This is a genomic window from Mesorhizobium sp. WSM4312, assembly GCF_002294875.1.
In the GTDB taxonomy this organism is placed as follows: Bacteria; Pseudomonadota; Alphaproteobacteria; order Rhizobiales; family Rhizobiaceae; genus Mesorhizobium.
Genome location: NZ_NSFU01000015.1, coordinates 69,058 through 94,926 on the forward strand (window position 1 = coordinate 69,058; position 25,869 = coordinate 94,926).

The window sequence follows — 25,869 nt, forward strand, 5'->3', positions numbered from 1 at the left end:
GGGCTGGCAGCCGGCGGGGTGGGAATCGATATATTTCAGCAATTTCTGGTCGAGATGTTAACGCGTCGAGCATCGTTGCGGTCTTGGCCTACATGGCGACCGGATCAATCTGGAAGGCCTTGTCTCGACCATCCAGGATGGCGCGCGTCAGTACGATGTCGCGATCAGCCTGATCTATAAGTGCGCCGCATGGGAAGTGCCAGGCCTATGGAGCCCTAGCTGGTCGATATAGGCTGCGCGGAGTCAATCGGCGCCGTCCGCTCGCTTACCTCTTCGATCTTATCGAGAACAGCTTCGGGCGCCACGTCGCGCTTGAGCTCCTTCAGTTCGCCGTCTGCTTCGGTGTTTACGTTCAGGCGCTTGGCAATCTCTTCCACCAGCTTGATGAGTTTGGTCGTCTCATGTTCATTCAGCAGGCTCATCTGCAGATCGAGATCTGACCTGGCATCGTCCTCTGCCGCCATGCGATTCTGGTTGATCAGCACGAAGGTTGAGAGAAAGATTGCCTCGACCGAGGCAAACATTGCGAGGATGACCAGCGATGGATCAAACGGCTTGATAAGGGCTGTGACGCCGAGGTTGAGTGCAATCCACGCCCCAAAGAACACAAAGTGGATGTAGACGAACATCATGCTGCCGGCAAAGCTGCTGATAGCTGCGGCCGCGCGTTGCTCCAGGGATGCAGCCGTGGCGTCCCGTTTTCGCCGTTCGACCAGTGCTTCTATATTTCGGGCCAGGGCAGGGGCGAGGCCCTCCGGCGCCGGGGTGGTCGGCCGGACGGAGCCGTTGCTCTGCGAGGTGGCCATGGGATCCATCGTGTCTCTCCTCTTTAAGGCGCCTAACTCCCTGTTCGACAATTCGGTCCATTGGCCGATGTCGGCAGGCGGGAGATGAGGCGTCCAAGCGAATTTGCGCACAGCGTGCTTAGGCCGGCGGCTTCTCGTTCCTTCCGAACTTTAGCCGTCGCTAATAGTAGGTGATTTGCGGTACTTGCTTTCCCGCTCCGGCCGCGACCTGCGCGGCCGAGGGATGTGTGGCAAGAGTGGTCGGCGGACGGCCAGCCGCAAACGCGCGCTGGCGGGACTCCTTTCCCATTATTTGGTGCTGGGGGCAGACGGTTTCATCATCACGCGCAACTGCATCTTATCAATAGTTGCGACGATGGCAGCCGCCAGCGCTTCCGCCTCATGGATCAACTCCGGCCCATAGAGGCCGTTCACCGCTTCCTGGCTCGGTAGGACGCCAGGCGGACAATGCTCCTCTATCGTCGCTCTTATCAACCGTAACGCGTCGCGGGCCTCGGGATCGTTTTTCATGCTCGTCGAACACGCTGGTGGGATAAAGGTTCCTGAACTATTTTAGCTAAAGCTGATAGAATCGCGTGTTTTGCGAGTCCTGGGTATGCGTCTGAAATTCATCAAGCCGATGGAGCCTGAACTGGTCGATACCCCGCCGCAAAGCGCGGACTGGATCCACGAGATCAAATACGACGGGCACCGGACCCAGGTCATCAAGGATGATGATGGGATCCGGCTGATCACGAAGAATGGCTACGACTGGACGGGCCGCTATATCCAGCTTGCTGGCGAGGCAGAGGCGATCGAAGCGAAAGACTTCATCATCGACGGCGAGACGATCACCATCAATGAGGCGGGCCTGTCCGACTTCCACGCACTGCAATCAGCCGTCACCAGCCGCAAGCCATCCAGCGACCTGTATCTGGCGGCGTTCGATCTTCTACACCTCAACGGGCACGATTTGCGCGACATGCCGGTGGAAGACCGCCGTGACATCCTCCAGGCGCTGATCCCGACCGGTGGCCGCATCCAGTTCAGCGAAGCAATGCCGGGAACGGGCGATGCCGTCTATCATCTTGTCGACCAAGCCGGCTTGGAAGGCATGGTGTCAAAGCGCAAGGGCAGCAGCTATCGCAGTGGTCCGACGATGAACTGGCGCAAGATCAAGTGCTATACCGAAAAGGAAATGGACATCATCGGCGTGCAACGGGAGGCCGGTAAGCCTGCGATGGTGCTGATGGCCGACAACGGCCGATATGCCGGCGGCGCGTTCGTGGCATTCAAAGCAGATAAGCGGCAACGGCTTTGGGATCGGGTGCAAGGCAAGATTGGCGGCCCGACACCGATAGGTCTGAAAAAGGCCAAGGCTGAGTGGCTGAAGCCTGGGCTGGTCGGACGCGTTCGGTTCCTCAAGGGCGAGGAAAAGCTACGCCACGCCACGCTGAAGATTTCTGGGATCAGTGATAGCGTTCGCCGGCTCAACTAACTTGCAATCAGCTCTTACACGATAGACCCGGATGAGGAATATAATCCTGAGGTTGCGGCGATATGCTTTCTGGTGGCAGCGGAAGCGCTGCACCTAAGCATTATCAAGCCGTTTATCTCGCCGCACTGCGACCACTACCGAGCAACGCGTGTCCTGTATGAGGTGCTGTTGAAGACCGTCCGGGCAGTGACTGGCAAGGAAGTCGAGTTCATCAGGTGGAACACGACTGGACCCGTGGAGCTCCGACTTGATGGGGACGCGGCCCGGCGCGAAGGTGGCCACCCACGCACAGTCCTAATTCTCCGCATGACTGAACACGACAGCGCCGTTTTCCTTGCGAACCTCGACTGAAACGACACCATCGTCACCCTTTCGGGCCGGGAACATGGAGATCGCGTGATCCTTCGCCATCTTCTCAGCGTCGAAGGTCTCCTTGTCGACAATGCCCTGTCTTCCGTACCAAATGACAGTGTAGGCCATTTTTTTGCTCACCATACGTCCGGCTAGAACATATACCAGTCCAGCCTATTTCGCAGCCATGTAGGAGCCACTATGACGCGCGAAGCGCTTCGCCAGTGTAGGAGGGCGGACACAGGAACGCGCGCTGGCCGGTTTCCGCGATCGATAAATGCCCGGCGCCAAGTAAATGCATGTCTGCTAATATGAGCCATCTCGCACACATTCACGCGTGACGAATATAGGAGATGCAAACATGGAGATGATTTCATCACGATGTTGTAGCCGATCACTGCTCCTTCTACTCGGTCTAACAGGCGCAGCAGTCTTTGGAGGTTGGACATCCACGCAAGCGGCTCAGAAGAACACATCGTGCGCGTGAAATCCCACCCACTACCCCGTTCCGCGGCACAGTCATCCCAATGCCTAGGCTGTCACGGTCGCTAGGGCAAAAATGGCAGCTGGCTTAAGCAGCGGGCCGGTTGTGTCGGCCTTTTCCCCGAACCCGAACCGACGGTGCCACTTACGCCAAACGGTGTGCACTACGTGTGGACTTGGGACGAAGATGGCATCATCGACGTTTAAGTCAGCGACCCAGGCGGCATCACGTTCGCTAACCGGCTGACGCTCCGAAGAAGAAGTGAACACGTAGGGTCGGGCCGGCACCTATGAAAATACGCCGAGCGCCATGCGATACTATTCCTGTAAGTCGGAAGATGCCAAAACTGTCATCAGGCTGCTTGCCGATCTGGCCGAAAATAATCTGCCGCGAGAACCGCCGTTGGGAATGCTCCGGCGACCCTGAGGCTGGGCCTTTGGACCAGCATCAACTAACCGTAGCTCTGGTAAATTTCGGTCGAAATTGGCGTTATCTTCTGACGTCCGGGAACATAATGATTGTCGCGCCATCTTCGGGGTCGAGCGGCTCGTGCCATGCCTGTGCATGCCATAGAACCTGGCGCAGGTTGCGCTGGTCGACCGACTGCCCGCAGTAGGGACAGGAGTAGAAGTGATCTACCTCTCGTGCCGTTTTCCTGCCGTGTCGCTTGCCGGGAATAAGCGGGCCAAGGTCTGAAAGCTTGGTCATAGTGCGTCAACCAGTTTCATCGATCAGCGCCTTTTTCCTCTTGGGCGGGACGTGGCTGTGAACCAGCCGCACCTTGTCCAGATCAACAGTGACCATTGTACCAAGCGTGACCGTGACCGTGTCACCGTCGATCCGCGTGACGTCGCCGGTTAGCTCGATCTGCTGACCCTTCACCACCTTAGTGGCCGGATCGACAATCGAATGGGGAAAATTGTAGCTCGGGATCGAGACGCTTAGGCGGTCTTCGGTGACGCGCTTAAGCACCGTCGCCATTATTGCCACCTCGTCGCCGACCTTGATGCTGAATGCAAGGATTCTGGTGCGGCATCCAACGGCGTCAAGGATTAGCGGAAGCTAATTAATCTCTGCCGACCGCGAACTTGAAAACATCTCGCCGTCCCTGGTCCACCACGCGGAACCAATGAGCCTGCACAGTTCTGACGACGAACGGTCCGGTCATAACTTTGCTGACAGCCTCCAAAGCTGTCGCGCCGTGGGCAATGTGCCGAGCTACAACTTCGTCACCCTGCATTTCATCGATATGGTACTTTGTCGTCATGGGCTCCTCGCCGGTGCCGAGCCCTAAACGTCATTGATCAGCGCAAGTTCCTCGCGGCTCAATTGCCCCCGCAAGCGCGGCCCTTTTTAAGAAACCCTCAGCGCAGATCGGCGGCGAGCTTCTGGCCTTTAGGTACCGTCGCAAGTGTCACTGTCCTTTCGCTATCGCATATGACGCAGCGTCGGCGATATCGCGTAAAATCCGAAGTGGTCCCCCAACGCCCCAGTGGTTTGCGCGGCGTGCGCGTGAGAACCGAGGCGCTGTCGCAAACGGCACCGGGATGGCTTAACGTTATGCAGCACCCTCACAGTTTGAATATTGAATTATGCGCCCTTGGTGGCGCGGCGCTTTGAAAGCGCCCGCCACAAGCCCGCCTCTTCCTGTGTCGCGTCATCAAAAACTTGGAAGGTTTCCGCAGCCAGGTATTCTCGTTGCTCGCAGTCTTTTTTGGCCAGGCGACGTTCTTCGCACAGCCGGTCAAACACGCGCTGGAGCATGTCCAGATCAGCGGGGCAATAGACACCACTGCAACGCGCTAACGACATGGCCGGCGCCCTAAAGCGAGCCTTATTAGCATTATCTCATACAACCGGTTTTGTTGCGACGGGTTTCGTTCGGACAATCCGATTTCCAGGGACCACGCTTACCCCTCTTGCCGGCGTTGGGGCCAGGAGTTATTACCGCGCATGCTCATCCTGCCGAAACGCAAAACTCCGCCGAACTAGTCGGCCTGATCCTTCTTGTGCAATTCAACTTGCATCCAAGGCTCCCACCGTCCAGATCGTAGACGTTGCCACTGTCCGTTCGCGGACTGACCGTCTTGAGCGATACGCCCCCTGAACCGTTGCGTTTCGCTCACTGATTCCCAGTTACCTTCGTTGAGGGTCATACGCGCATCGAGGATGTGCCCATTGCTGTCATAGCTGCGGGTTGCGAACTCCCCAGGGCGTCCTGATGGCGAAATAATTTCCAGTCCGGTCATTTCGCCGTCCTTAAGTACGGCGTGAACATCGTGGAGGAGGAACCGGTTGCCGGGCATCCAACGATACACATCTTCGGCGTGCGATAAGGTGCCGTCGTCATCGCTTCCCAACATCTTGATGGTCGTGTTCCAACCTCCAACGAGGACATCCAGAGTCGCGAGATTTGAGATGTCAGCACCGTCTTCCTGCCTGCCGTCTGGGTCATGCCGTAGGACCCTGGCCAAATTGGAAAGCATCTTTTCCCAAATTGCTTGTGCATCGTCGGGACCCGCGCCTCGCTCAACGAAGTCCAATCGTGTTTTCCGACCATCTGGAACGATCGTCACGTCGATTTGAGCTTCGCCCGCGAAGTGCTTGGGCACCATTAGGCTGAAGGCCAGCCGCCGCGGTCGTTCGACCACGGAGTAATTTCCGTTGTGTGCGATCACTTTTCCTGACGAATACTCAGTTATCGAGTAGGACCCTCCAGGTACAGGACTCGTCAGCGCGGTAATATCGTTGCTAGGCGACTTGAAGAACCATCGCTCCATCATGTTGGGGACGACCCACGCATCAAAGACTGCCTCAGGCGTCGCATCCAGATGTACGGAAACTCTAGCTCGTACATCAGAGGCGACCATCGCATACATCTCCTCTACAACCTGCTTCTTCGATTGAGTGGTTCACAGCGACTAATTTTCGTGAGGCATCCATCCAATCCGTGGTGTACTCAGGTTTGCTGACCGTCGATCTCATGACAAATCTCCATGCTTTCCGCCAAGCGTACAGAAATTCGTATTGGGTACGACACGCGCCGCACTAGATTCAAACGGAAACACTACCCGAAAATGGGTGGTACTGACACATTCGCGAGGCCAGCTAAGCCTACGCAAATGCGGCCGTCCCTTGTGCTTGTGCTTGAAGACGGAGTTCGGTCAGGTTGGGACCTGGAGGTCTCGCTGGCGGAAGCCCGATCTCTCGCCGCGGCAGCAAGGTCATGCGCCGAAGCCGTCGATTTCCTAGATAGTTGCCGGCCGGATGTCGCAGTTCTAGACATTCTCCTTAGCGATCGCCAGTGCATTGATGTCGCAAAGAAACTTCACGCAGATGACGTTACTTCGCTTTACATTCGGCTTAGCACCGACAGAGATCGACGGCGCTTTCCGATCGGGTACGTTCCTAGTCAAGCCTGCGGGAGCGCTCGAAATCGTCGCGGCGGTCACGAAATGGGCCGCCGGAGACCAACGAAGGAACAATTTTAGCGAGCGATAATTTCATAGGTCAGTTAGCCAAGGGAGGCTCTCTTGACCGAACGACGGATCGACAAAGAGCGCATCGAGCGCGCTGATCGAGAGGCTAAGTTATTAATCGAGGCGGGGACGAAATCACGAAATGCAAAGACGGAGCGCTTGCGGGGCGCTACCTCTTTTAGGGCAAAAACCGACGGAGAGGCCGGCTCCGGTTAAAAGGCGGCCGCCGGCGAAAAAGCGGTCCCGGAAAAATATCGAAGTCGACTAAGGCCGGATCCCCCCTAGGAACTTTGGTTGCAACTCATGCCGGGCCTGCCCGACAGCGGTGGCCCAACTCGGACCGATAACGCAGGAGACCTGGCAGTCCAATCGAGGGAGATTGAACTGCCGGCCTCCTTACCGACGGCATGGATGCCGCCAGGTGGGTCAAAAATGCACAGACCTATAGTTAGCCGGCATCATTCGAATGGTGGGCGTCGATTATACTTTTCGCTGACCTGCGGCGCCAGATTCTCTTATCGGTGCGCGGCAGCCAACATCTGCGGAGCCGGCTAGCGATGGAGTGCCTTCGATGGAAAAGACAATGCCGGCATCCTCAAGCGCTTGGCGCATGGCGGTGATGTTGTGGGGACGCGGTTTCCTAAAGCCGTTCTCAAAGTCCCTGATCGTCATTTCGCTGAGATTGGCCTTGGCCGCCAGTCGCACTCGCGACCAGTTCAGTAGGGCTCGTGCTGCTTTCGATTGATCTGCTGACAGAAGATTTCTGTTCATAAGGACCTGAACATTCAATAGGGCTAAAATGTTCCCGCGACTTGGCGTGAAGTGGCCATCCAGAGAGCGCTTCTTTAGGGCAGCGCGAGGCGCGGGCGATTGCAATTCCTTATCTCGGAACTTGCTGTTCGGGGCATATCCGTTGATGCAGGATGAGGAACAGCAACTCATTTCCCTTCTGGATCTCGACGCTGTGCGCGATGCCTTCAAGAAGTCTGTCCACGAAACGATGTCTCGCCTGCCGAATGGGGCAACCATGCCCAATGCTTCATTCAGCAACTTACGGTTCACAACCCTTGGGAGGTGGCGGTTAGCCAGGTCACCGAATCGCCGGACGACGAGCCAGCCATAGGCCCGCAAAATCCCACTTGATCGAACGATTTCGATAGCCTTATAAAAAGCGACGTTACCCTTGCTTTCGGGAGGCTTGCGATGGATAACGTGGTCCCGCTCCGCAATGTGTCGGCCCGTGTCGAAGTGGCGGAAGTCTCTGGCGAATGGCTCGTTCGCGTCACCGAAAACGACCAAGAACTTACCCGATCATTTGACGTGGAAGAATATGCGCTGTCCTTTGCGGAAGGTCAGCGTATCCGGCTAGGGCTAGATGAGGTCATGCGGCTTTAGGGCGCTCTACGTCTGTGTGGAAACCAGGCATCAACGCAGCCTTGTTGCCTCAAGTCATCCACCGTTGGGCCGCCAGATTTTATGTTCCATGCAGAGTAAACCGCGGAATTGATCTATCCTGCGGGTGTGATGGCGCCACCCCGGCGCCATGCTGGTGCCGGTTTTTCAGGTAGCGCGCAAAGATCGACAGCTTCTTTTCATAACCTATGCGCACCATGGCTTTGCAGCTGTCGCATCTGAAGCTTCCGATTGTGCGGAGCCAGGAACCAGGCCTTGCCATAGGGGATGAGCAGGCCGGACAGTGGAACTCCATCGTCACGTCGCTCAATTCATCGCACAACGGCATTCCGAAGTTCTCCCAACCCATGTGTTTCCGAACTCACCGCCGGCGGGATGGTTCCTGACGACGGACTTCAGTCGCAGGCTGATCGGACCGAAGGCCCATTCTTACTCGCGCGGCCCTGAAGTCGAAGCTCTCGAGGGAACTTAATTCAGGAAAGACGCTTACTAGCCGATGGGCACACAGGGCGTTGAAATCTTCGCCAAACCGGTCTCACCGGACCATCTATCCGATGATCCGTTGGTGGCGCCCCATATATCAAACGGGATTTTGAAGGCGGCTGAGAACTCCAAGGCGGCCACCAAGTCAGGACCGGCTGAGGCGACTGAAGCGAACAAGAACCCTCTAGTACGCAAGATCCTGACAGCCTGCCGCAGTGACTATTTCCCCGTCCTTTTACTCCTTGCGGGCTATACGCTGGTTGCCTTCGGTGCGGCTCTCATCCTGCTTGTATGGTTGATCGCGCATCGTGCCTAGCAACCGCAAGCCGCAAAATAGAGATGCCACAAATCCACGCTTCAAGAGGGACTTTCCGGCCCGCATTTGTCCACCGCGATAATAGCACCACGCCGCCGACGGCCCTGTCATTTGCCCATTGTCAACCTATAATGCTTGCTCTTGATGCCCAAGAGACCCTGAACCCGCCCAGCTGCTTCGCCTAAGGCTCTTAGCGCATTGAAGAATGTCGCTCCCCCGGTAAAGGGCGCGAGCAACAATAGAACCAACCCCGAAAGTAGTTTGAAAAGCGCGGACAGAGGCGCACGGATCCATTTCGACCCGCGTCGACGATCGGATTTGTCGGATAAGGAAACAAGGGCGTGGTCGCGCGCTCGTTTTATCTGATACCATGGCGACAACCTCGCGCGAACAATCTGCTCACAAACGACTGCCTCGGGCGCCCACCCCGTTTTGGCGCCAACTCTCCATGCGTCACGTAGAAAACGCGTATCTTCTCCTCCGGTTAAATTATAGCGCTCATCGAATCGGAGGTTTTCCTTTCGAACAAAAGGCAGGCTGGCAAGCCAGTTGTTCGTTGACAGGACAATCTGTGCCTCTTGGCCGCTGGCTTTCCTAGCGGCGCATGTTTGCTCCACCTGCTGAACGCGCGACGACAGACCCTTCCAAACGACCCGATTCCAGAAGGTCAATGGGAGCGGGTCGGGAAATGCCCTGATCGGTCCTCCGACAATGTCGTATTGGCCGCGATGTTGTTCCGCCAAGAGTTCGAGAATCCAGCGGGGCGTGACGAGCTCGTCATCATCAACGAACGCAAGGCCCTCGAAATCCGAATCGGTAGCAAAGTCGAGAGCGGCGTTGCGCGCATAAACAATGCCCAGGCGGGGTTCGACGAGGTGGTGAATCTCGATGTGGGCACAGGTTGACGCAAATCGCTCCACTGCTTGCCGCAAGACTTCGCCATTGCCATTCTCGACAAGGATTATTGCTAACTCAAGGTCCGCCTCGATCTCGAGGCGACCAATCGAGTCGAGTAATTCCGAAACCATCCTCGGTCGATCTCTTGAGGCGATGCCGATATAAACGCGGGTCATGGCCTTAGCACGCGGTTCGCGGATCATCGCCTTGCCATCAACGATATCTGCGAGTCGGGACCCGGCTCATAATGAAAATGACCTCTGGCGACAGTTCCATAATTCAACAGCTTGACGGTGAAGTTTTCTGCGAGTTCCTCGACAAGCATGCCGCCCAACTGAAGCGTCCAATTGGCGCCCGGACATCGGTGGTGATCCAGTCCAAGCGGGGCATAGGACGCACTTGAGAATTTTCGGTCGACGAAACGGTCAGGCTTGAAGACATCCGGGTCGACGAACCGGGTCGCGTCCCTGTGCGCTTCCCATATGCAGATTCTGACCCGACTGCGCCTGGGAACAAGGAAGCCTTCAAAAACGATCGACGTCGTGGCAGTTCGAAGGATAAACTCGCTTTGCTGCATACGAAGAGTTTCGGAAACGGCTGATTTCGCCATCATCTCGCGTCGCGCAGCGTCGGGTTCGACCGCTATCGAATTCAGGTAATTTTCCTCGCCAGCCAGTTCGAGAAGTATCCAACGCCACAATCCGTGAAAATCATAACGAGCAAATTCGGTCATGTGTATTAAGTTGCCGACGACCGTGTCATCGAGCATCTGGGATCGTACCATGCATTCCAGCAGGCTCGAAGGCGGCCCTTCCGCCTCCTTCAGGTCATTCGCCAATGTAAGCACCAACTCTCTGATACGCGCGTACTTCGCGTGCTCGGTGGGCGTAATGACAATATGCATGCCATTTGGGGCGTAATCATTGAACGCGTCTGTTAGTTCACGAGCGATGCTGGATCCGTCTTTGGCGCCCAGGACGATCTGCAACATCACCGCCGTCGACGCCTGCTTAAGAATTTGGGCTGCTGCAGCCGACTGCACTCGGCCTTCGCCGGTGGTCAGTTGGGTCAGGCGGCCGTGAAGGATAGCCCGAAGCTCTGCGCTGCGACCTTCAAGGGAAACGGCTCGAAAAGCAGCTAAAAACATGCGCCGATAATCAACGTGTGTCTCTCCTTCCATTGCTCTTAAGAAGCCCTCAGGAAAGATCGGGGTCATATCGATAGTTGCGGCGCGCAGCTTGGCCTTGTTCTCCGTCAGAAACCTCAAGCCTAGTTCATGCCCGACAATGCAGGTCGTGAGCTTTCCACCCGACCAAGTGGTGAAGATGTTGCCATATTGGCGGTGCAGTTCCAAAAGATGAAACTGGTCACGTGGCGACCCGGTGCTCTCTGAAATGATGCTTCCAGGAGCCAGTCGGCTGGATGTGAACATTCCCTGCAGTCGGGCTTGGCCTAGCTTGCTGGCGATTTTGAAGCGGTCTACTAGATGTCTCTTCGCAGCGCCCATTAATGTCATCCCCTGGATTATCGGTGCGCGTTCCCTCAATCGAGACCGACCTTTGGTGTCATCCACTCCATTTGCAGCGCATTAGCTCTGACTCATTTTAGCATAGCTCGCGGCCTTGCTCGCTTCCTACCAATGGCTACAATCCCGACTGGCTCGCAATGGACCTTTGGCGCGCAGAAGCGCGATCAGGCCTGAAATCTCTCCCCACAGATTTTGCGCCCTTTTTGCAACTTCCGGTTTTGAGGGTTTTGAAAATGAACCTACGATATCGGCTAAGGATCAAGCTGACCGCTCTCTTTCCAATTGCTAAACGAACGGCGACAGGGTTAGTTCAGACCGATGAGCGAAAAAACGCAGCGGGTGCGCCATGGCTGTGACGCGCCACCATTGTCGCACCATCGCACTTAATCGGGCATTGTGCGCTTTCCTATGCGAATACTGGCACCGTCTTTTGTGAAGTTGCTTTCGACGCCGACCGCCAAAGAGCGCAAACGCATACTTGCCTCCATGTCCGGCGGGCCGTTCACGTCGAAAACGACACGGCCCGACCGTTTTTTGGACCTGGATGCTGCCATCTTATTGGCCGCTCGGCGCCTGCCGATGGACAAGGAAATCACCGTTCACGATATGGCGGCGTCTGACGGTATTACGTCGCTGGACCTGTTCAACAGGTTAAGCCGTGAGCGGCCTGTTAGGTTAACGGCAAGCGACTATTACAATGAGATCAGCGCGGCCCCCAGAGGAATTTTTTGGGTCTTCTATGACAGCGACCACGTCCTCCTTCAGGTCGCGCTTGGTGCGATCGCACTGACCAACAAGCCAGCAAATGAGTTTTTGGCCTGGTTGTTGTCGCCGAGCCTTGCGAGGGCGACGTCCGTGTCACTTTTCCATCCCGAGGTCATCGCAAAGACTAAAACTGACGGCCGCTTCATGGCAACCAGGGATGATTTCTTTTCACCCTCGCCAGGGCGGTATGATGTCGTGCGCGTGATGAACGCCCTTGGTGCGAGGAACTTTCCTCGTCTTCAAATCGAACGCGCGCTCAGGGCCGTGACAAAGACCGTCGCCGATGGCGGTTTGCTGGTTTTGGGTCGAAGTGCTGATGAACTCGATGGCAGTCCGCAGGCCACGATCTTCCAGCGGCTCCGACATGAATTCATCGCTGTGACGGATATGGCGGGCGGCTACGAACTAAGGGATTTCGTGTTAAAGCTCAGGGCTGACATGTAATTGGACAGGCTGCGTTCGCCTTGGCGGTTTGTGACCGTGATTCGTATTGAAACCATGTGCATTTCGATGAATGCCAAGCTCTCAGATCGCTCGCTACTCCAGGAGGGGCAATTTTCTGACCATGAACTCTTCAAAACCGTTTGCTGCGACCTCATTTGCAATCGAGCTGGAGGTACGCCGGGATCACGCGGATGGCGGCGTTACTTGCAAACTGGAAGCTTCTTCAAGGCCTCCTTCGCTTCCGCCTCGGTTTTATACGTGGCCTTGGTTAGGGCTATGACCAAGGTTCCGTCAGGCTTCTTCGGGACCACCTCGCACTGCTTCGAAACGGCATCCTTGGCCAGCCAATATTGAGCCGTGTCTCCAAATGCCGAACCTGAAAACTGAATGACCAGCGCTGCCGCAGTTGCGATTTGGCGTAACATTTCTATGCTCCTTATCGCATTAGAACGTTCGGATTTGAGCTTCTGTTCCCTGGACTTATCGCGCGTTCACGCACGCCACGTGGACGCCGCCTGCGCCGTGTGCTTTCGCTCGACCAACCCTTAGCGACGCGCAGACGCCGGAAAGAGGTCGCGAGATAAACAAATTGCGGTCCTTGCTCTGTCGATCGACGAAATGGCAGCCATGTTGCGACCGAGGCAACTCGGTGGTCCCGAACCGGTCTGTCGCGCTGTCTTAACGATCCTGCTCAAACCAAGTTGTCGTGCTGCCACCGGGATGAGTTACCCTGATCCATTCGCCCATGTCAGGCTCATCGCCGAACGGGATTGTCACTGGCCCCCATACCTTGGCAGCCTCAACAACGTTTTCAGCCAGTATTACGGCACGTTTCACCGCTTTGCCGTCGCATATCAACTCAACGGTGAACCTCTGCATCATGCCTCCCGGCGCGATCCTTTTCCTAACCAGTTCGAAGCGAAGACTCACGGCTGGTCCCCCGGCAGGCGATCGCGAGCCGCCCCTGACGAGTTTCCGAGGTGGAACGTCGCCGCGCTACGCAAGTTGTAAGCGAGCACATTCACCCTGGAGGACATCCTATGCCCAAGCGTCGAGAGCAAGAGACAAAGCTGACACCCGCCGAGGCGACGGACCGAATCTGGAAACTCGCCGAGGAAATCGACGTTTGTATGTTTGTCACGTGGGACGGCCAATACAATCGTGCGCGTCCGCTCTCCGCACGCGCCTCCCGAGAAGAAAACGCGATCCATTTCCTCGTCAACGACGACAGCGAGAAGAACAAGCAGCTTGCGACCTACCCAAAAGTGACATTGGCCTGGAGTGACAGCAGCCACTACAAATACGTCACCATCTCCGGCTCCGCGGTGGTGACCAATGACAGAAAGAAAATTACCGATCTCTGGGAGAAAACCGACGCGGCTTGGTGGGACAACGCTGACGATCCCGAAATCCGACTGATAACTGTCAAACCTGACGAAGGCGAGTTGTGGGATAGCCCCGGCTTGGTCGTTGCTACGACGAAAATGGTATTCGCCGCTGTCACGGGCTCGAAGCCAGACGTTGGCGACAACGTCAAAGTCGATCTCTGATTGTTCAGCCTATCCTCGGCCATTGCCGGCACCAGAGCACCAACCCGGCGACAAAAGCACAAGCATATCGGAGGCCCTCCAGCGCCTTGACTTTGGCGTTCTCCCGTTCGGCGATTTGGTGGTCCATTCAGGAGGCGCCGCCAGCCGGGCACACTCCAACCTTGTAGCGGCGATGAAGTGCGCTGTCATTGATTGGAGGTGTTCACTCGTGAGATCACCAGCGCGTGGCAAGACCAGGTCGCGAGCTCGAACGAAGCCATCTCCCCCGGGGCCTTGAAGCGGCCAAGGAGGCCGCGGCGGCGGCAGAGCACCGGGCCAAGCGTCGAACAGGACCGACGGCGGAGGCTGCGTCAACGGAACTTCCCCTTTGGAATGTCATTATCAGGCTGACGCGCAAAGGATTTGAATATGGTACTGGTGGAAATACTGCTCCCTTTGAGCGACAATTCCGGGACACCTTTCCCAACGACGCTCTACCGTGAAGTCCAAGAACGACTCGCCGAGAAATTTGGCGGTGCGACCGCTTACATGCGTTCGCCGGCCAATGGCTTGTGGCGCGAAGGCCGCGGCAGCAGTCACCAAGATGAGGTCGTATTGTTCGAGGTCATGGCCGAGACTCTGGAAGCCACATATTGGCAAACAGTGAAGGGGAAGCTCGCCGAGGAATTCCGCCAGAACGATATTGTCGTGAGGGCGACCAACATAACGCGCCTATAGAACCTTCGACGGTGCGCTTGTTTGATGGATGGGGAGTATTGGTAAACAAGATCAAATAGTTATCGGAGTTCGTGTGCACATATTGCACACGAAAATTCTGCTTCTCTTGCATTTTCGCTCTTGCGATGCGGCAGCCGACAGATCTCCCGAGGCGGATTTCTCCGCCCGCGCTTGTTGGAACGTTGGGCGACCGCTTTGCGCCCGAGCCCGTTCGACTTCGGCAATGCCGATCTTTGGGCCGAATAGTTCGGGCCACTCTGGCTTCAGCCCCCACTTCTCGCGATATTCATCGGGGGCCAGGCGGTAGTGGCGGCAAGATGATGCTTCAGGGGCAACCTGCGCGTGCGTCCAGATCGCCCCCACACGTTCGCCAGCGAACTTTCCATGCCGAGGCGGCCAATATCTCTTCTCGAACGCTCTTCAAGGGTCATAGACTTGGTCAAAGAGTGATTTGCGAGGCTTCGGTTAACGTTGGCCGTTCTAAAGGCCCTTTCAAGTCATAAAGGCACCAGGAAAATGGGTGAACTCTATGTGATGCGCACCTCCGGTGCCGTGGTTGTCGAAAGAGAGCGCGCCGGTCGAACTGTTGTAGATGATATGGTCGCTACCATCATGCGTGCCCATGCCGGCGAAGAGAGCGCCATTTGGCGGAGCGCCCGTGTGAAGCCCCAAAGCGTGGTCGAGATGAAACTTTTGTTGGGAGACGCTGAAGTCCACAGGGCGGTCGGCACTCCGGGCCGCAAGAGCGCCTGTATCGAATGCGAAGGCATCGCTGCCGGCATCGGCCAGTGAGGCGAGACCTCTGCCCCTGCCGACACCGGCCGACTCTGTCGCCCAGTGGCTGGCATTGGCGACATGATGGACGCCGTCGGTTCCGTGGATCAAATCGGCACCGTCAGAATCATGATGTCTACCATCGCTGGAATTGGCGACAACTGGAGTGCTCGGTGTACTAGCGGTGCCAGGGCTGCCGTGGGTACCGGAGGTATTGGTAGGAGTACTAGGAGTACTAGGAGTACTAGGAGTACTAGAGGTACTAGGAGTACTAGGAGTACTAGAGGTACTGGAGGTCCCAGAGATGCTCGGGGGAGGGGTTGCGGGGGCGCTTGCGGCGCTGCTGAGATTATGTTGCTGAAACAAGGCCTGCAGCGCCGGCGAGTCGCCAAGCGCGGTGTCACCCTGTTGCGAGCCCCACGCATAGGCATAGTCGAAGGCGGGCGATGGCGCCACCTTGGCCCAGTGGTCCAGCATGGTCTGCTCCTGGGCGACGCTGGGAAGGACATATTGCCCGCCCGTATCGGTGGTGTAGTTGCCGCCGCCGAACGTCTGATAAACCGGAACGATCTGGCTGAGCGGAACGCCCGAGGCGACCGCCGCGGCCACGGTCCTGTCGATCATGTTGTAGTCGACCGTGCTTGTGCCGGTGCGCACCGGGTAGGGATCCACGCCGTAATAGTCGATATGGGTGTTGGCGGGATTGAAGGTGTTTGAAAAATCGGGATCAGCCGAAGACCCCATGTTCATCATGGTGATGAAGGTCTTGGCGCCGGGCAGGTGGGTGTGGATCCAGTCGGATTCCGCCTTCAGATTGTCGGCTGTGGCATAGGTTCCCCATTTGCCCGTGGGATCGGGCTCGTCGACGAGGAAGAAGCCGAACACCTTCGGATTGCCGATGAAGGGCGTGACTTTGTCAATGAAAGACGAGGTTGCGCCATTGGCTTCATCGAGCCAGACCAGACCTTTCGTGCCAGCCGGCAAGGCGTTGAGTTCGTCCACGGATGAAACGTCGACAAGATTGAACCCGGCGGTTGCGACCTCCGAGGCCGATCCGCCTGATGCATAATGGAGAGTGGCCATCCAATTTCCTTCGTCTGATTCGATAGCCCCAGTGCCTGCCTAGCTGAAAACGTATATTAGCGTACAATCAAATACAGGTACTCTTTGACAGAATGATTGATCGTAGACGGGAACCGCCACAAGATTGGTGCTGTGTGCGAGAGCGAAGGATCGCTGACGCGTTAAGGCGATACACGAGGTGATTGCCTCTCCCAAGCGGCTCGCCGAACCGAATAGAAATGGAAATTAGCTGATTAGTCAGTCACACGAAAAACACGCAAAGGCGGAGCGTGCTTGCAGATTGAGCCGGCGGTAATAGCCTGGGCGGCAAACCTGACATATCGGCTCTCGCGTTCGTTTTGGGTTTCGCATGGCCGCTGACACAGCTCAGGTTTTTCGGGATTAACCTGTTGTCCTGAACGGAAAACGACGAATGCGTCCGAGTACCTTGACGTACTATAGCGACGACTCGTTGAGATGCATTAGAGTTTGCCCAGACCGTACTGGATCGATCCCGTCTGCCCTCTGCGAGTGCGCAACGTCCATTTGGCTCAAATAGTTGAATCGTCACTTCCCCACCTAGCTGCGGGGCACGTGAAGCGCCACACGATCTCGTCCTTCCGACCTAGCGCGGAAGAGTGCCAAATCGGCGGCATTGACGAAATCGTTTGGGGTCTCGTTCTCGTTGGGCACTGTTGTCGCGACGCCGACGCTGATGGTTACCCGATCCGGGCCGTGCGGGATGTTCAGGTTCCGAACGCCCTGGACGAGCCCCTCCAACGGCCACAGCAGCACTAGTTGGGCCCGCCCGCAGCCGCCAATTCGCCGGCGGCTTCACTGATCCCGTGCGCAGCCGCGCGTTCGAGCCAAAGGCGACCTGCCACCGGGTCGCGCTCCCCGGCGAGGCCTTTCAAGAGATAGCGTCCGAGCATGAATTGGGCTTGGCCATGCCCGCGTCCGGCAGCGGCGGCGTACCATTTCTGCGCTGCTGCCTGATCGACCGGCAGACCGTGGCCGCCTCCGTACAGCGCGCCAATCGCAAACATCGCCCCGGCGTGACCGTCGTCGGCGGCCTGCTCAAATAACTGCATTGCAGCCTCGGGCTCGGGCATGCCGCCGCGCCCGTTGAGTAGCATCTCGGCGAGCGCCACGCGTGCGTCGAGCACGCCGGCGTCGGCCGCCCGCGCAAACCACACGCGGGCCTGAGTTGGGTCGGCGGCGACGCCGCGTCCATCCTGGAGGAGGCGGGCATACATATATTGCGCCTCGGCGACGCCTTCGGCCGCGCGCCGCAGCCAGTCTGCCGCTTGCCCCTCGTCCTGGCGAACGCCGACGCCGTTGGCGAAGCAGAGCCCGAGGTTGAATGCCGCGATGAGGTCGCCCGATGATGCGGCCGCCTCGAACCATCCGGCAACGCTTGCACCGTCGTCCGGCTCGCCGGCTCCTCCCAGGATGAGATTGGCGAGGTCTGTCTGTGCCTGCTGATTGCCGCCATTTGCGGAAGAGCGCAGCCAGCGTGCTCCTTCCTCGACATCCTCAGCCACACCATTTCCCGTCAAATAGAGCGAGGCCAAAGCGCGGGCGGCGTCTTGGTGGCCCGCTTCGGCCGCCCGCCGATACCAATTCGCGGCTTCTGCAAAATCCGGCCGCTGCGTCTTCGCATAGCGATCGCCCAGCATATAGGCTGCCTCGACATTGCCGGCCAAGGCAGCACGCCGCATCCACGCCTCCGCGGCAGCGACATCTTGGCCGACGAGTGCACCGTCAATGAGTGCCAATCCCAACCGGAACTGGGCGGAGGGCAGGCCCTTCTCTGCAGCAGCCTGATACAGTTGAGCTGCTGCTACGATGTCACGTGCTACGCCGAGCCCGTGCTCGGTAAGGACCGCAAGAAGATAGGTCGCGGTCGGCAGGCCGGCGTCGGCTGCACGCCTTACCTCCTCCGCAATCCGAACTCTGTTTTCGCGTTTGCCGCGGCGAGCCAGCGACAGGGCAAAGCCTAGGCACCCTTCGGCGCAGCCGGCAGAAGCCGACTTCTCGTACCACCGGTGTGCGGCATCGGGATCGCGCATCGATGGGGGGCCGCTGGTAAGGATATAACCGAGGATCGCCTGTCCCGTGGCCGAGCCTGCCTCGGCTGCCTTGGTGGCAAAGTCGAAAGCGGCCGCGAAGTCTGGTTTTCCCAGGGAATCAGGTTTGAACAAGTGCTCCGAGGGCCCCTTGCCGTCGGCTTCCGTCGTCACCAGCCCGGTGACGTAGAGCGCGGCAAGGAGCGCCTGCGCATCCGCGCTCCCGTGGTTGGCCGCCCGCAGCAGCCATCGCGCGCCTTCCATACGGCTCGGTGGCACACCGGCGCCTTCCAGATAGCAACGCGCGACCCGGTACTCGGCGTCGACCATTCCGGCGCGCGCCGCCTTCGCCATAAACGGAAAGGCTTCAGCGGCCTTGCCGCTGTCGGCAAGCTGGATCGCCCGACGCAACACTGCCGCCGGGAAGGCCAGACCAGTCAGCCGATCCAAGATTGTCATCGATCCGAGCCTCTGATTCCTCCAGTACTCTATGGCTCCCGCATCGCCTCCTGGCCGATCGGGAGCATCACGCTGAGAATGTACTTGAGTATCGTGCGCCGACCGACCTTTACGTCGGCGGTCACCGGCATGCCGGGGCTCACGGCGAAACCGGCGGGAACGCCGTGGAGGGCCACCTGGTCGATGGAGATCCGCGTGCGATAGAATGGCTCGGCGTCGGAAGGCAGCATGGCCAAGGAACTGTTCGGATCGCGCGCTTGCTCCTGTGCCGAGAAGGAATCCGGGCTGAGTGCCCGCACAGTTCCATGGGCGAGGCCGTATTGCGAATAGGGGAAGGTGTCGAACTTGATTACCACCGGGTCGCCGACATGCACAAAACCGCTGCTCCTGCCGACGATGTTTGTCTCGATCTCGAGCGGCGCGTCGGCCGGCACCAGCGTGATAAAGCGCTCTCCTGACTGCATGACCGAGCCGACGGAGACTTTTGCCACCGATTGAACGATGGCGTCTGATTGGCTCTTCAACTCGACCAACTGGTTTCGAAGCTTTGCCTTGTTGAGAAGTTCGCGGGCGTCCGAGATGCGCGAGCTCGCCTCCGACAGGCTCTGCGAGACTTCGGCGCGCCAGCCCTGAATGTAGCCGTCGCGCTCGGCGGCCACCGCGGCCTGTTGGCGCTTGGCTGCTTCCGCGGTCTGATCGGCATTGCCCAGTGCTCGGGACATTTCCGCCCGGTTGTCCTCGGCCAGGAGCGTGTTGAGGCGGCTTCCTACCTGCCTTGCCTCGAGCTGCTTACGCATCTGCTCGATCGAGTCGGCAACCGTGAGCCGCTGGCGGTAGCCGTCGGCATCCGATTGCGATCGCGAAATCACCGAGCTAAGTTCGTCACGCTGGCGTTCGAAATTCTCCACCTTGGCCTCGTAGACCGCCTTGCGTTGCTCGAATATCGACACCTGTAGGGTCCAACTCGGGTCGAGGCCGTTGTAGGTGAACGTCTGGCCGCTGGCCTCGGCCTTCAACCGCGCCACCTCGGCTTCAAGCGTCGAGACCTGCATCGCCAGTGCCGTTTGGTCGGCTGAGGTAAAGGTCGCATCGAGGCGGGCAAGCAACTGGCCAGCTTTGACGCGCTGTCCTTCCCGCACCTCGATCGAGCGGACAATCGCTGTTTCCAGCGGCTGCACGACTATGTTGGGAGATTGCGAGACCACCAGCCCTCTGGTCGTCACGACCTGATCGACCGGTATCAGCCCCGCCAGGGCGATCAGCGCGATGACCAGGCTAGAGACGATCCAGACAATGCCTCGCGCCGCCCGCGGAATAGGCGCATTGGCGACAGCCGTCGACGGCCATTGGAACTCGAGTATGGCCGGCGTCGTCGGATCCTTCGTTTCCATCCGGTGCCACCGAGGGGGAGGGGCGGTGAGAGAGGTGCTGCTCATCGGTTACCGGACCTGATGCGAATATGAGGCGCGCGACATGGTCAAACCAACCGCGGCGGGACAGCGACCGGGCGGCCGTGGCGGCCGTCGAGGTGCCGGTTCTGCTGCGACCACAGCTGGCGATAGAGCGCGCATCGTTCGAGCAGGGTCGCATGCGGCGCAACGTCCAGGACCTTGCCCTGATCCATGACCAGGATGTTGTCGCACTCGGTCAGCGAGGCGAGCCGGTGCGAAACGATGATCATCGTGCGCCCGCTGGCAATGCGCATGAGGTTGGCGCTGACAACCGCCTCGCTCTCCGGGTCGAGTGCGCTGGTCGCTTCGTCCAGGATGAGAATGGTCGGATCGTGGATGAGCGCGCGCGCGATCGCCAGCCGCTGCTTTTGACCGCCTGACAGATTGGGCGAACCTTCCTCGATGTAGGTGTCGTAGCCATTCGGCATCCGCTCGATGAATTCCTGGGCGCCGGCGAGGTGCGCGGCGCGCATGGCATCGGAAAGCGTCAGGCCTGGGCGCCCGGCGATGATGTTGTCTCGGATCGATCCGCGGAACAGAAAGTTGTCCTGGAGGACCACGCCAAGCCCCTGGCGAAGATGGCGCAGGTTGATCTCCTTGAGGTCGACGCCATCAAGCTTGAGGAACCCACTGTAGTCGCGGTTGATCCCTTGCAGGAGGCGCGCGATTGTCGATTTTCCCGACCCGCTGCGCCCAACAATGCCAAACATGCTGCCGGCGGGAATATGGAAGCTGACCCGGTCGAGCGCCGGTGTCTTGGTGGCGATATAGCTAAAGGTCAGGTCGCTGAACGCGACCTCGCCGACCAGCCTGGGTCTCAGGCCGGTGGAATTCGAACTGCTCTCCAGCGACCGGTTGAGGACCGACGCCGCCTCGCCGATCGCCGCACCGACCTCCTCGTAGTCTTCAACCAGTCGCGCCAGGCCAACCAGCGGCTGCGCCACGCGCTGGGCGATCATCATGAAGGCGAACAGGCCGCCGACCATGTAGCCGGTGCGGTCGTTCATCGCGAGATAAGCGCCGATCAGCATGGTGCCGAGCACCATCACGCGTTCGATCGGCGTGACAAGGGTCTGCGGCCAGCTTGCCAGCTGTCCGAAGGCGAGACGCGCCTTTCCCGCTTCCGCCACCCGCTCGTCCCAGAGCGCCTTGCGCTGCGGCTCGAGACCGAGCGCCTTCACCGTCTTTATGCCGACGACAGTCTCGCCGAGCGCCGCCGACTTCCAGGTCTCGGCGTCGACCACCCGCTGGTATCTGCGGCGCAATGGCCTGAGGAAGGCGAGGATGATCAGCATGATCACCACCGCGCAGGCCAGCACGATCCAGGCCAGGGCGGCGTTGATGTAGAACATGACCGGCACCAGCACACACAGTGTGATCATATCCAAGAACGTGCTGAGGAGTTTTCCGGTCAGGAACTCGCGAATGCGATAGACCTGGGCGAGATGATACATCGTCTCGCCGGCCGGATGCCGCTCGAAATAGTCAAGCGGCAGGCGTAACAGCCGGCTGAAGACATGCAGCTGCAGCTTGGTGTCCAGACGGGCGCCGACGACATTGATGATCAGCCGCCGCGCATGGCCAAGCAGTGTCTCGTAGGCGAAAACCACGGCGATCACCGCGGACAAGAGCACCAGCGTCGAGATGCTGTTGAACTGCAGCACCTTGTTGACCACCGTCATGACGATGAGCGGCGGCAGGATGGTAAGGACGCTCAGCGTGAACGAGGCGATGGTGATATCGCGCAAGGCATGGCTTTCGAGACGCACCAGTTCGGCGAGCCAGCGAAGGGTGAAGGGGGCGTCCGCCGCGACATAGGATCGTGTGGCGCGCAGCAGCAGTGCCTCGCCCGTCCAAACCTGCGACAGCCGCAACTCGTCAATGGCGACGGCTTCACCATCTTCGGGTGCATCCGCACTTTTCAGGAAGACGATGTTTCGCTCGGCGCTCGCCCCGGTGAGAAGAGCCGCGCCGCTATCGTTGAACAAAAGGACGACCGGGCCGGAGTCCTGGAAGCGCAAAAGGTGGGACCAGCGGATGCGCACGGCGCGTGACCACATGCCGGCGTCCTGCGCCCACTGCGACAGATCGGCGGCGGCCGGAACCGCGCTCGCGGCCCTGAATTCGTTCGGGTCGAGCTCGACACCGTGATAGCGGGCGGCTCGCAGCATCGCCTTGAGGCGCGGCCCGATCTTGTCGAATTCGGCCGGACCACCAGGGATCCGCGCCATAGTACTTTCGCCGCCCGCCGCGTCGCCTTGCGCAGAACCGGCTTGGATCGGGACCGCCTGGATTTCGGCGTTCACGGGGAGGTTCACCATGGCTTTGTCTTCCGGCACGCGAGCGAACTCGACAATTCCCGGGCCGAAGCGCCCCTGCCGAGGGTTTCGATCATGCCGCCACTGTACTCCGAATTGATTCGCCGTGCGACTCTCATGCCAATCCCTGTCCGGGATGTTGGACGCGCGGACCCGCTTTCCAGCAGCCCGCGCGCCCGTTTTAACCCTGGACCAGTATGGTCCAGGTCCATTCGCCGCTCACTCGTGCGGCTTCAAAAGATCCTTCAGGGACGTCTTGACGGCGTGGTCGGTGCTGGCGTAGCCGGCGCCAGGCTTGGTCTGATCCGAGGTGAGATCCGTGCTCGCTCCGGAAGGCTTGTTCTGGTTGTTGCCAGATCCGCTGATTGTCTTGAGGACGTTCAGCAGGTCTGTCGTCACCGAAGTCGCCGCAAGGCTGACCAGTTGGCCGAACGACGCATTCTTGCCGGGATCACTGTTACCGTCAGCCGAGCCGGATTGCAGGAACTGTGTGGTGTCCTTGAGCCCGAGCGTGTTGGACGTGACCGCGGCTTGCCCCCCGTTTCCTTTGCCCTGACCACCGGCAGAGTTGCCCTGTCCCTGATGTCCGCTGTTGTCGGCATTGTTATGGTTCCCGGAATTGCCCGGTGCGGGCTGTTCTCCGTTGCCGTGGCCGTTGTTGCCATGACTACCGGTTCCACCACCATCCGAACCGGTTCCTCCAGTCGGGCCTGTCGGACCTTGCGAGCCAGTTGCACCGGTTGCTCCGGTCGCACCCGTGGCTCCGGTGTCGCCAGTGGCACCCGTTGCACCAGTCGCTCCGGTATCACCAGTTGCACCGGTGGCTCCGGTCGCTCCGGTATCGCCAGTGGCACCCGTGGCTCCGGTTGCGCCGGTGTCGCCAGTGGCACCCGTGGCTCCGGTTGCGCCGGTGTCGCCAGTTGCTCCGGTCGCACCCGTGGCTCCGGTGTCGCCAGTGGCACCCGTTGCACCAGTTGCTCCGGTATCACCAGTTGCACCGGTGGCTCCGGTCGCTCCGGTATCGCCAGTGGCACCCGTGGCTCCGGTGTCGCCAGTGGCACCCGTTGCACCAGTTGCTCCGGTATCACCAGTTGCACCGGTGGCTCCGGTCGCTCCGGTATCGCCAGTGGCACCCGTGGCTCCGGTTGCGCCGGTGTCGCCAGTTGCTCCGGTGGCTCCGGTCGCTCCGGTATCGCCAGTGGCACCCGTGGCTCCGGTTGCGCCGGTGTCGCCAGTTGCTCCGGTCGCACCAGTCGCTCCGGTATCACCAGTTGCACCCGTGGCTCCGGTTGCCCCGGTCGAACCGGTCGCACCAGTCGAGCCTGTCGCACCGGTCGAACCGGTCGCACCTGTCGAGCCTGTCGCACCGGTCGAGCCTGTCGCACCTGTCGAGCCTGCCGCACCGGTCGAGCCTGTCGCACCGGTCGAGCCTGTGGCACCGGTCGAGCCAGTCGCACCGGTCGAGCCAGTCGCACCGGTCGAACCCGTGGCACCTGTCGAGCCAGTCGCACCGGTCGAACCCGTGGCACCTGTCGAGCCTGTCGCACCGGTCGAGCCAGTCGCACCGGTCGAACCGGTGGCACCGGTCGAGCCAGTCGCACCGGTCGAGCCCGTGGCACCGGTCGAGCCAGTCGCACCGGTCGAACCCGTGGCACCTGTCGAGCCAGTCGCACCGGTCGAACCCGTGGCACCTGTCGAGCCAGTCGCACCGGTCGAACCCGTGGCACCTGTCGAGCCTGTCGCACCGGTCGAGCCTGTGGCACCGGTCGAGCCGGTTGCGCCCGTCGAGCCAGTCGCACCGGTCGAACCGGTGGCCCCTGTCGAGCCTGTCGCACCCGTCGAGCCAGTCGCACCGGTCGAACCGGTGGCACCTGTCGAGCCCGTGGCACCAGTCGAACCTGTTGCGCCGGTCGAGCCAGTCGTTCCGGTATCCCCAGTTGCACCCGTGGCTCCGGTTGCTCCGGTGTCCCCAGTTGTCCCGGTCGCTCCAGTAGCACCAGTCGCGCCGGTAGAGCCGGTTGCTCCGGTCGAGCCCGTGGCGCCGGTTGCTCCGGTAGAGCCGGTTGCCCCAGTCGACCCAGTCGCGCCAGTGTCGCCCGTTGCTCCAGTCGAACCAGTTGCTCCGGTTGCGCCAGTCGCTCCGGTCGCGCCCGTGGCGCCGGTCGAACCAGTTGCACCGGTATCGCCGGTCGAGCCGGTTGCTCCGGTAGAGCCTGTTGCGCCGGTTGCTCCGGTATCACCCGTTGCGCCCGTCGAACCTGTTGCGCCGGTTGCTCCCGTCGAGCCCGTTGCCCCGGTCGAACCTGTGGCACCGGTCGAGCCAGTGGCGCCGGTCGATCCTGTCGCTCCGGTCGGGCCAGTGGCGCCGGTCGAACCAGTTGCACCGGTATCGCCGGTGGCGCCGGTCGAGCCTGTTGCGCCGGTCGAACCAGTTGCTCCGGTAGAGCCCGTGGCGCCAGTCGACCCGGTCGCACCAGTGGCGCCGGTTGCACCGGTATCGCCCGTCGCGCCGGTCGAGCCTGTTGCGCCCGTCGAACCAGTTGCTCCAGTCGAACCAGGTGCTCCAGTTGCTCCAGTGGAACCGGCGGCGCCGGTATCACCTGTCGCTCCGGTTGCGCCAGTCGCTCCCGTCGAGCCGCTTGCGCCAGTAGAACCTGTGGCTCCAGTCGAGCCGCTTGCGCCAGTAGAGCCCGTCGCCCCAGTCGCACCTGTGGCACCTGTCGCACCAGTCGGTCCCGTCGAACCGCTCGCACCCGTAGAGCCCGTGGCGCCGGTCGAGCCAGTTGCACCCGTCGAGCCACTTGCGCCAGTAGAACCTGTGGCGCCGGTCGAGCCAGTTGCACCCGTCGAGCCACTTGCGCCAGTAGAACCTGTGGCTCCAGTCGAGCCGCTTGCGCCAGTAGAGCCCGTGGCTCCTGTCGCGCCCGTGGCGCCGGTCGGGCCCGCGGGCCCTGTCGCTCCCGGGGTGCCAGCACTAGCGAGGGTTAACAGGCCACCATTAAAGTGATCGCCATCGTTGCCCGCGG

General features: G+C 59.7%; 25 protein-coding genes and 1 pseudogene. 7 read left to right on the top strand and 19 right to left on the bottom strand.

What is annotated here, in order from left to right; genetic code table 11:
* Positions 1–215: 215 nt before the first annotated feature.
* Both CK228_RS24625 and CK228_RS24630 read right to left on the bottom strand, forming a co-directional pair.
* Positions 216–806 (bottom strand): DUF1003 domain-containing protein, encoded by a 591-nt coding sequence (locus tag CK228_RS24625; RefSeq protein WP_210202258.1) that lies wholly within the window; start codon positions 804–806, stop codon positions 216–218.
* A gap of 288 nt (positions 807–1,094) precedes the next feature.
* On the bottom strand, positions 1,095–1,316 hold the full coding sequence (locus CK228_RS24630) for a hypothetical protein (RefSeq protein WP_095774526.1): 222 nt from the start codon (positions 1,314–1,316) through the stop codon (positions 1,095–1,097).
* 85 nt (positions 1,317–1,401) lie between these two features.
* Between CK228_RS24630 and CK228_RS24635 the strand changes: the two genes are divergently transcribed.
* Positions 1,402–2,283, top strand: a complete 882-nt coding sequence (locus CK228_RS24635; protein ID WP_095789544.1) for an ATP-dependent DNA ligase — start codon at positions 1,402–1,404, stop codon at positions 2,281–2,283.
* Between the two features lie 21 nt (positions 2,284–2,304).
* Positions 2,305–2,520: pseudogene (locus CK228_RS35900) on the top strand (hypothetical protein); the annotation flags it as partial.
* Between the two features lie 57 nt (positions 2,521–2,577).
* Here the strand turns inward: CK228_RS35900 and CK228_RS34905 are convergent.
* The 7 genes from CK228_RS34905 to CK228_RS36465 all read right to left on the bottom strand — a co-directional run bounded on the left by CK228_RS34905 (position 2,578) and on the right by CK228_RS36465 (position 7,626).
* Positions 2,578–2,763 carry a hypothetical protein gene (locus CK228_RS34905; RefSeq protein ID WP_142878453.1) on the bottom strand — a complete coding sequence of 62 codons (186 nt, stop codon included), beginning with the start codon at positions 2,761–2,763 and terminating at the stop codon, positions 2,578–2,580.
* An 844-nt stretch (positions 2,764–3,607) separates the two neighbouring features.
* Positions 3,608–3,826, bottom strand: coding sequence for a hypothetical protein (locus tag CK228_RS24645; RefSeq protein ID WP_095789545.1), 219 nt, complete (start codon positions 3,824–3,826; stop codon positions 3,608–3,610).
* A 6-nt stretch (positions 3,827–3,832) separates the two neighbouring features.
* Complete coding sequence (locus CK228_RS24650) at positions 3,833–4,099, bottom strand: hypothetical protein (protein ID WP_095789546.1); 267 nt, start codon at positions 4,097–4,099, stop codon at positions 3,833–3,835.
* 85 nt (positions 4,100–4,184) lie between these two features.
* Positions 4,185–4,385, bottom strand: coding sequence for a hypothetical protein (locus CK228_RS24655; RefSeq protein WP_095789547.1), 201 nt, complete (start codon positions 4,383–4,385; stop codon positions 4,185–4,187).
* A gap of 323 nt (positions 4,386–4,708) precedes the next feature.
* Complete coding sequence (locus CK228_RS35385) at positions 4,709–4,882, bottom strand: RNA-binding protein (RefSeq protein ID WP_179296034.1); 174 nt, start codon at positions 4,880–4,882, stop codon at positions 4,709–4,711.
* 224 nt (positions 4,883–5,106) lie between these two features.
* Positions 5,107–5,988, bottom strand: a complete 882-nt coding sequence (locus CK228_RS24665; protein WP_179296035.1) for an SRPBCC domain-containing protein — start codon at positions 5,986–5,988, stop codon at positions 5,107–5,109.
* 1,089 nt (positions 5,989–7,077) lie between these two features.
* Positions 7,078–7,626 (bottom strand): helix-turn-helix transcriptional regulator, encoded by a 549-nt coding sequence (locus CK228_RS36465; RefSeq protein WP_348629238.1) that lies wholly within the window; start codon positions 7,624–7,626, stop codon positions 7,078–7,080.
* Between the two features lie 174 nt (positions 7,627–7,800).
* Here CK228_RS36465 and CK228_RS24680 point away from each other — a divergent pair, with 174 nt between their 5' ends.
* Both CK228_RS24680 and CK228_RS24690 read left to right on the top strand, forming a co-directional pair.
* Positions 7,801–7,992: a hypothetical protein gene (locus tag CK228_RS24680; protein WP_095789551.1), complete on the top strand. Its 192-nt coding sequence runs from the start codon at positions 7,801–7,803 to the stop codon at positions 7,990–7,992.
* Between the two features lie 514 nt (positions 7,993–8,506).
* A complete protein-coding gene (locus CK228_RS24690) occupies positions 8,507–8,809 on the top strand; it encodes a hypothetical protein (RefSeq protein WP_095789552.1) in 303 nt (100 codons plus the stop codon).
* A gap of 107 nt (positions 8,810–8,916) precedes the next feature.
* Here CK228_RS24690 and CK228_RS24695 read toward each other — a convergent pair whose 3' ends face one another.
* On the bottom strand, positions 8,917–9,909 hold the full coding sequence (locus CK228_RS24695) for a glycosyltransferase family A protein (RefSeq protein WP_095789553.1): 993 nt from the start codon (positions 9,907–9,909) through the stop codon (positions 8,917–8,919).
* Positions 9,906–11,213, bottom strand: coding sequence for a cytochrome P450 (locus CK228_RS24700; RefSeq protein WP_179296036.1), 1,308 nt, complete (start codon positions 11,211–11,213; stop codon positions 9,906–9,908). Before CK228_RS24700 ends, CK228_RS24695 begins: the two co-directional genes overlap by 4 nt.
* A gap of 453 nt (positions 11,214–11,666) precedes the next feature.
* Here CK228_RS24700 and CK228_RS24705 point away from each other — a divergent pair, with 453 nt between their 5' ends.
* Positions 11,667–12,443 carry a hypothetical protein gene (locus tag CK228_RS24705; RefSeq protein ID WP_142887730.1) on the top strand — a complete coding sequence of 259 codons (777 nt, stop codon included), beginning with the start codon at positions 11,667–11,669 and terminating at the stop codon, positions 12,441–12,443.
* A 200-nt stretch (positions 12,444–12,643) separates the two neighbouring features.
* On the opposite strand, the gene CK228_RS24710 is transcribed toward CK228_RS24705, so the two are convergent.
* Together CK228_RS24710 and CK228_RS24715 are read right to left on the bottom strand one after the other, a co-directional pair.
* Positions 12,644–12,868, bottom strand: coding sequence for a hypothetical protein (locus CK228_RS24710; RefSeq protein WP_095789556.1), 225 nt, complete (start codon positions 12,866–12,868; stop codon positions 12,644–12,646).
* Positions 12,869–13,121: 253 nt separating this feature from the next.
* Positions 13,122–13,322, bottom strand: a complete 201-nt coding sequence (locus CK228_RS24715) for a hypothetical protein (RefSeq protein ID WP_095774675.1) — start codon at positions 13,320–13,322, stop codon at positions 13,122–13,124.
* Between the two features lie 161 nt (positions 13,323–13,483).
* Here CK228_RS24715 and CK228_RS24720 point away from each other — a divergent pair, with 161 nt between their 5' ends.
* Complete coding sequence (locus CK228_RS24720; RefSeq protein ID WP_095789557.1) at positions 13,484–13,993, top strand: pyridoxamine 5'-phosphate oxidase family protein; 510 nt, start codon at positions 13,484–13,486, stop codon at positions 13,991–13,993.
* A 408-nt stretch (positions 13,994–14,401) separates the two neighbouring features.
* Positions 14,402–14,710, top strand: coding sequence for a hypothetical protein (locus CK228_RS24725; protein WP_095774488.1), 309 nt, complete (start codon positions 14,402–14,404; stop codon positions 14,708–14,710).
* 492 nt (positions 14,711–15,202) lie between these two features.
* On the opposite strand, the gene CK228_RS24735 is transcribed toward CK228_RS24725, so the two are convergent.
* The 6 genes from CK228_RS24735 to CK228_RS35910 form a co-directional block, all read right to left on the bottom strand.
* Positions 15,203–16,567 carry a DNA-binding protein gene (locus CK228_RS24735; protein ID WP_095789558.1) on the bottom strand — a complete coding sequence of 455 codons (1,365 nt, stop codon included), beginning with the start codon at positions 16,565–16,567 and terminating at the stop codon, positions 15,203–15,205.
* A 558-nt stretch (positions 16,568–17,125) separates the two neighbouring features.
* Positions 17,126–17,341, bottom strand: coding sequence for a diguanylate cyclase (locus tag CK228_RS36355; RefSeq protein ID WP_280951044.1), 216 nt, complete (start codon positions 17,339–17,341; stop codon positions 17,126–17,128).
* Complete coding sequence (locus tag CK228_RS24745; RefSeq protein ID WP_095789559.1) at positions 17,341–19,074, bottom strand: SEL1-like repeat protein; 1,734 nt, start codon at positions 19,072–19,074, stop codon at positions 17,341–17,343. The genes CK228_RS36355 and CK228_RS24745 overlap by 1 nt, the downstream gene beginning before the upstream one ends.
* A 29-nt stretch (positions 19,075–19,103) precedes the next feature.
* Positions 19,104–20,465, bottom strand: a complete 1,362-nt coding sequence (locus CK228_RS24750; protein WP_179296037.1) for an HlyD family type I secretion periplasmic adaptor subunit — start codon at positions 20,463–20,465, stop codon at positions 19,104–19,106.
* 86 nt (positions 20,466–20,551) lie between these two features.
* Positions 20,552–22,846, bottom strand: coding sequence for a peptidase domain-containing ABC transporter (locus CK228_RS24755; RefSeq protein WP_179296038.1), 2,295 nt, complete (start codon positions 22,844–22,846; stop codon positions 20,552–20,554).
* Positions 22,847–23,062: 216 nt separating this feature from the next.
* Complete coding sequence (locus CK228_RS35910; RefSeq protein WP_245437896.1) at positions 23,063–23,242, bottom strand: hypothetical protein; 180 nt, start codon at positions 23,240–23,242, stop codon at positions 23,063–23,065.
* Positions 23,243–25,869: the final 2,627 nt, after the last annotated feature.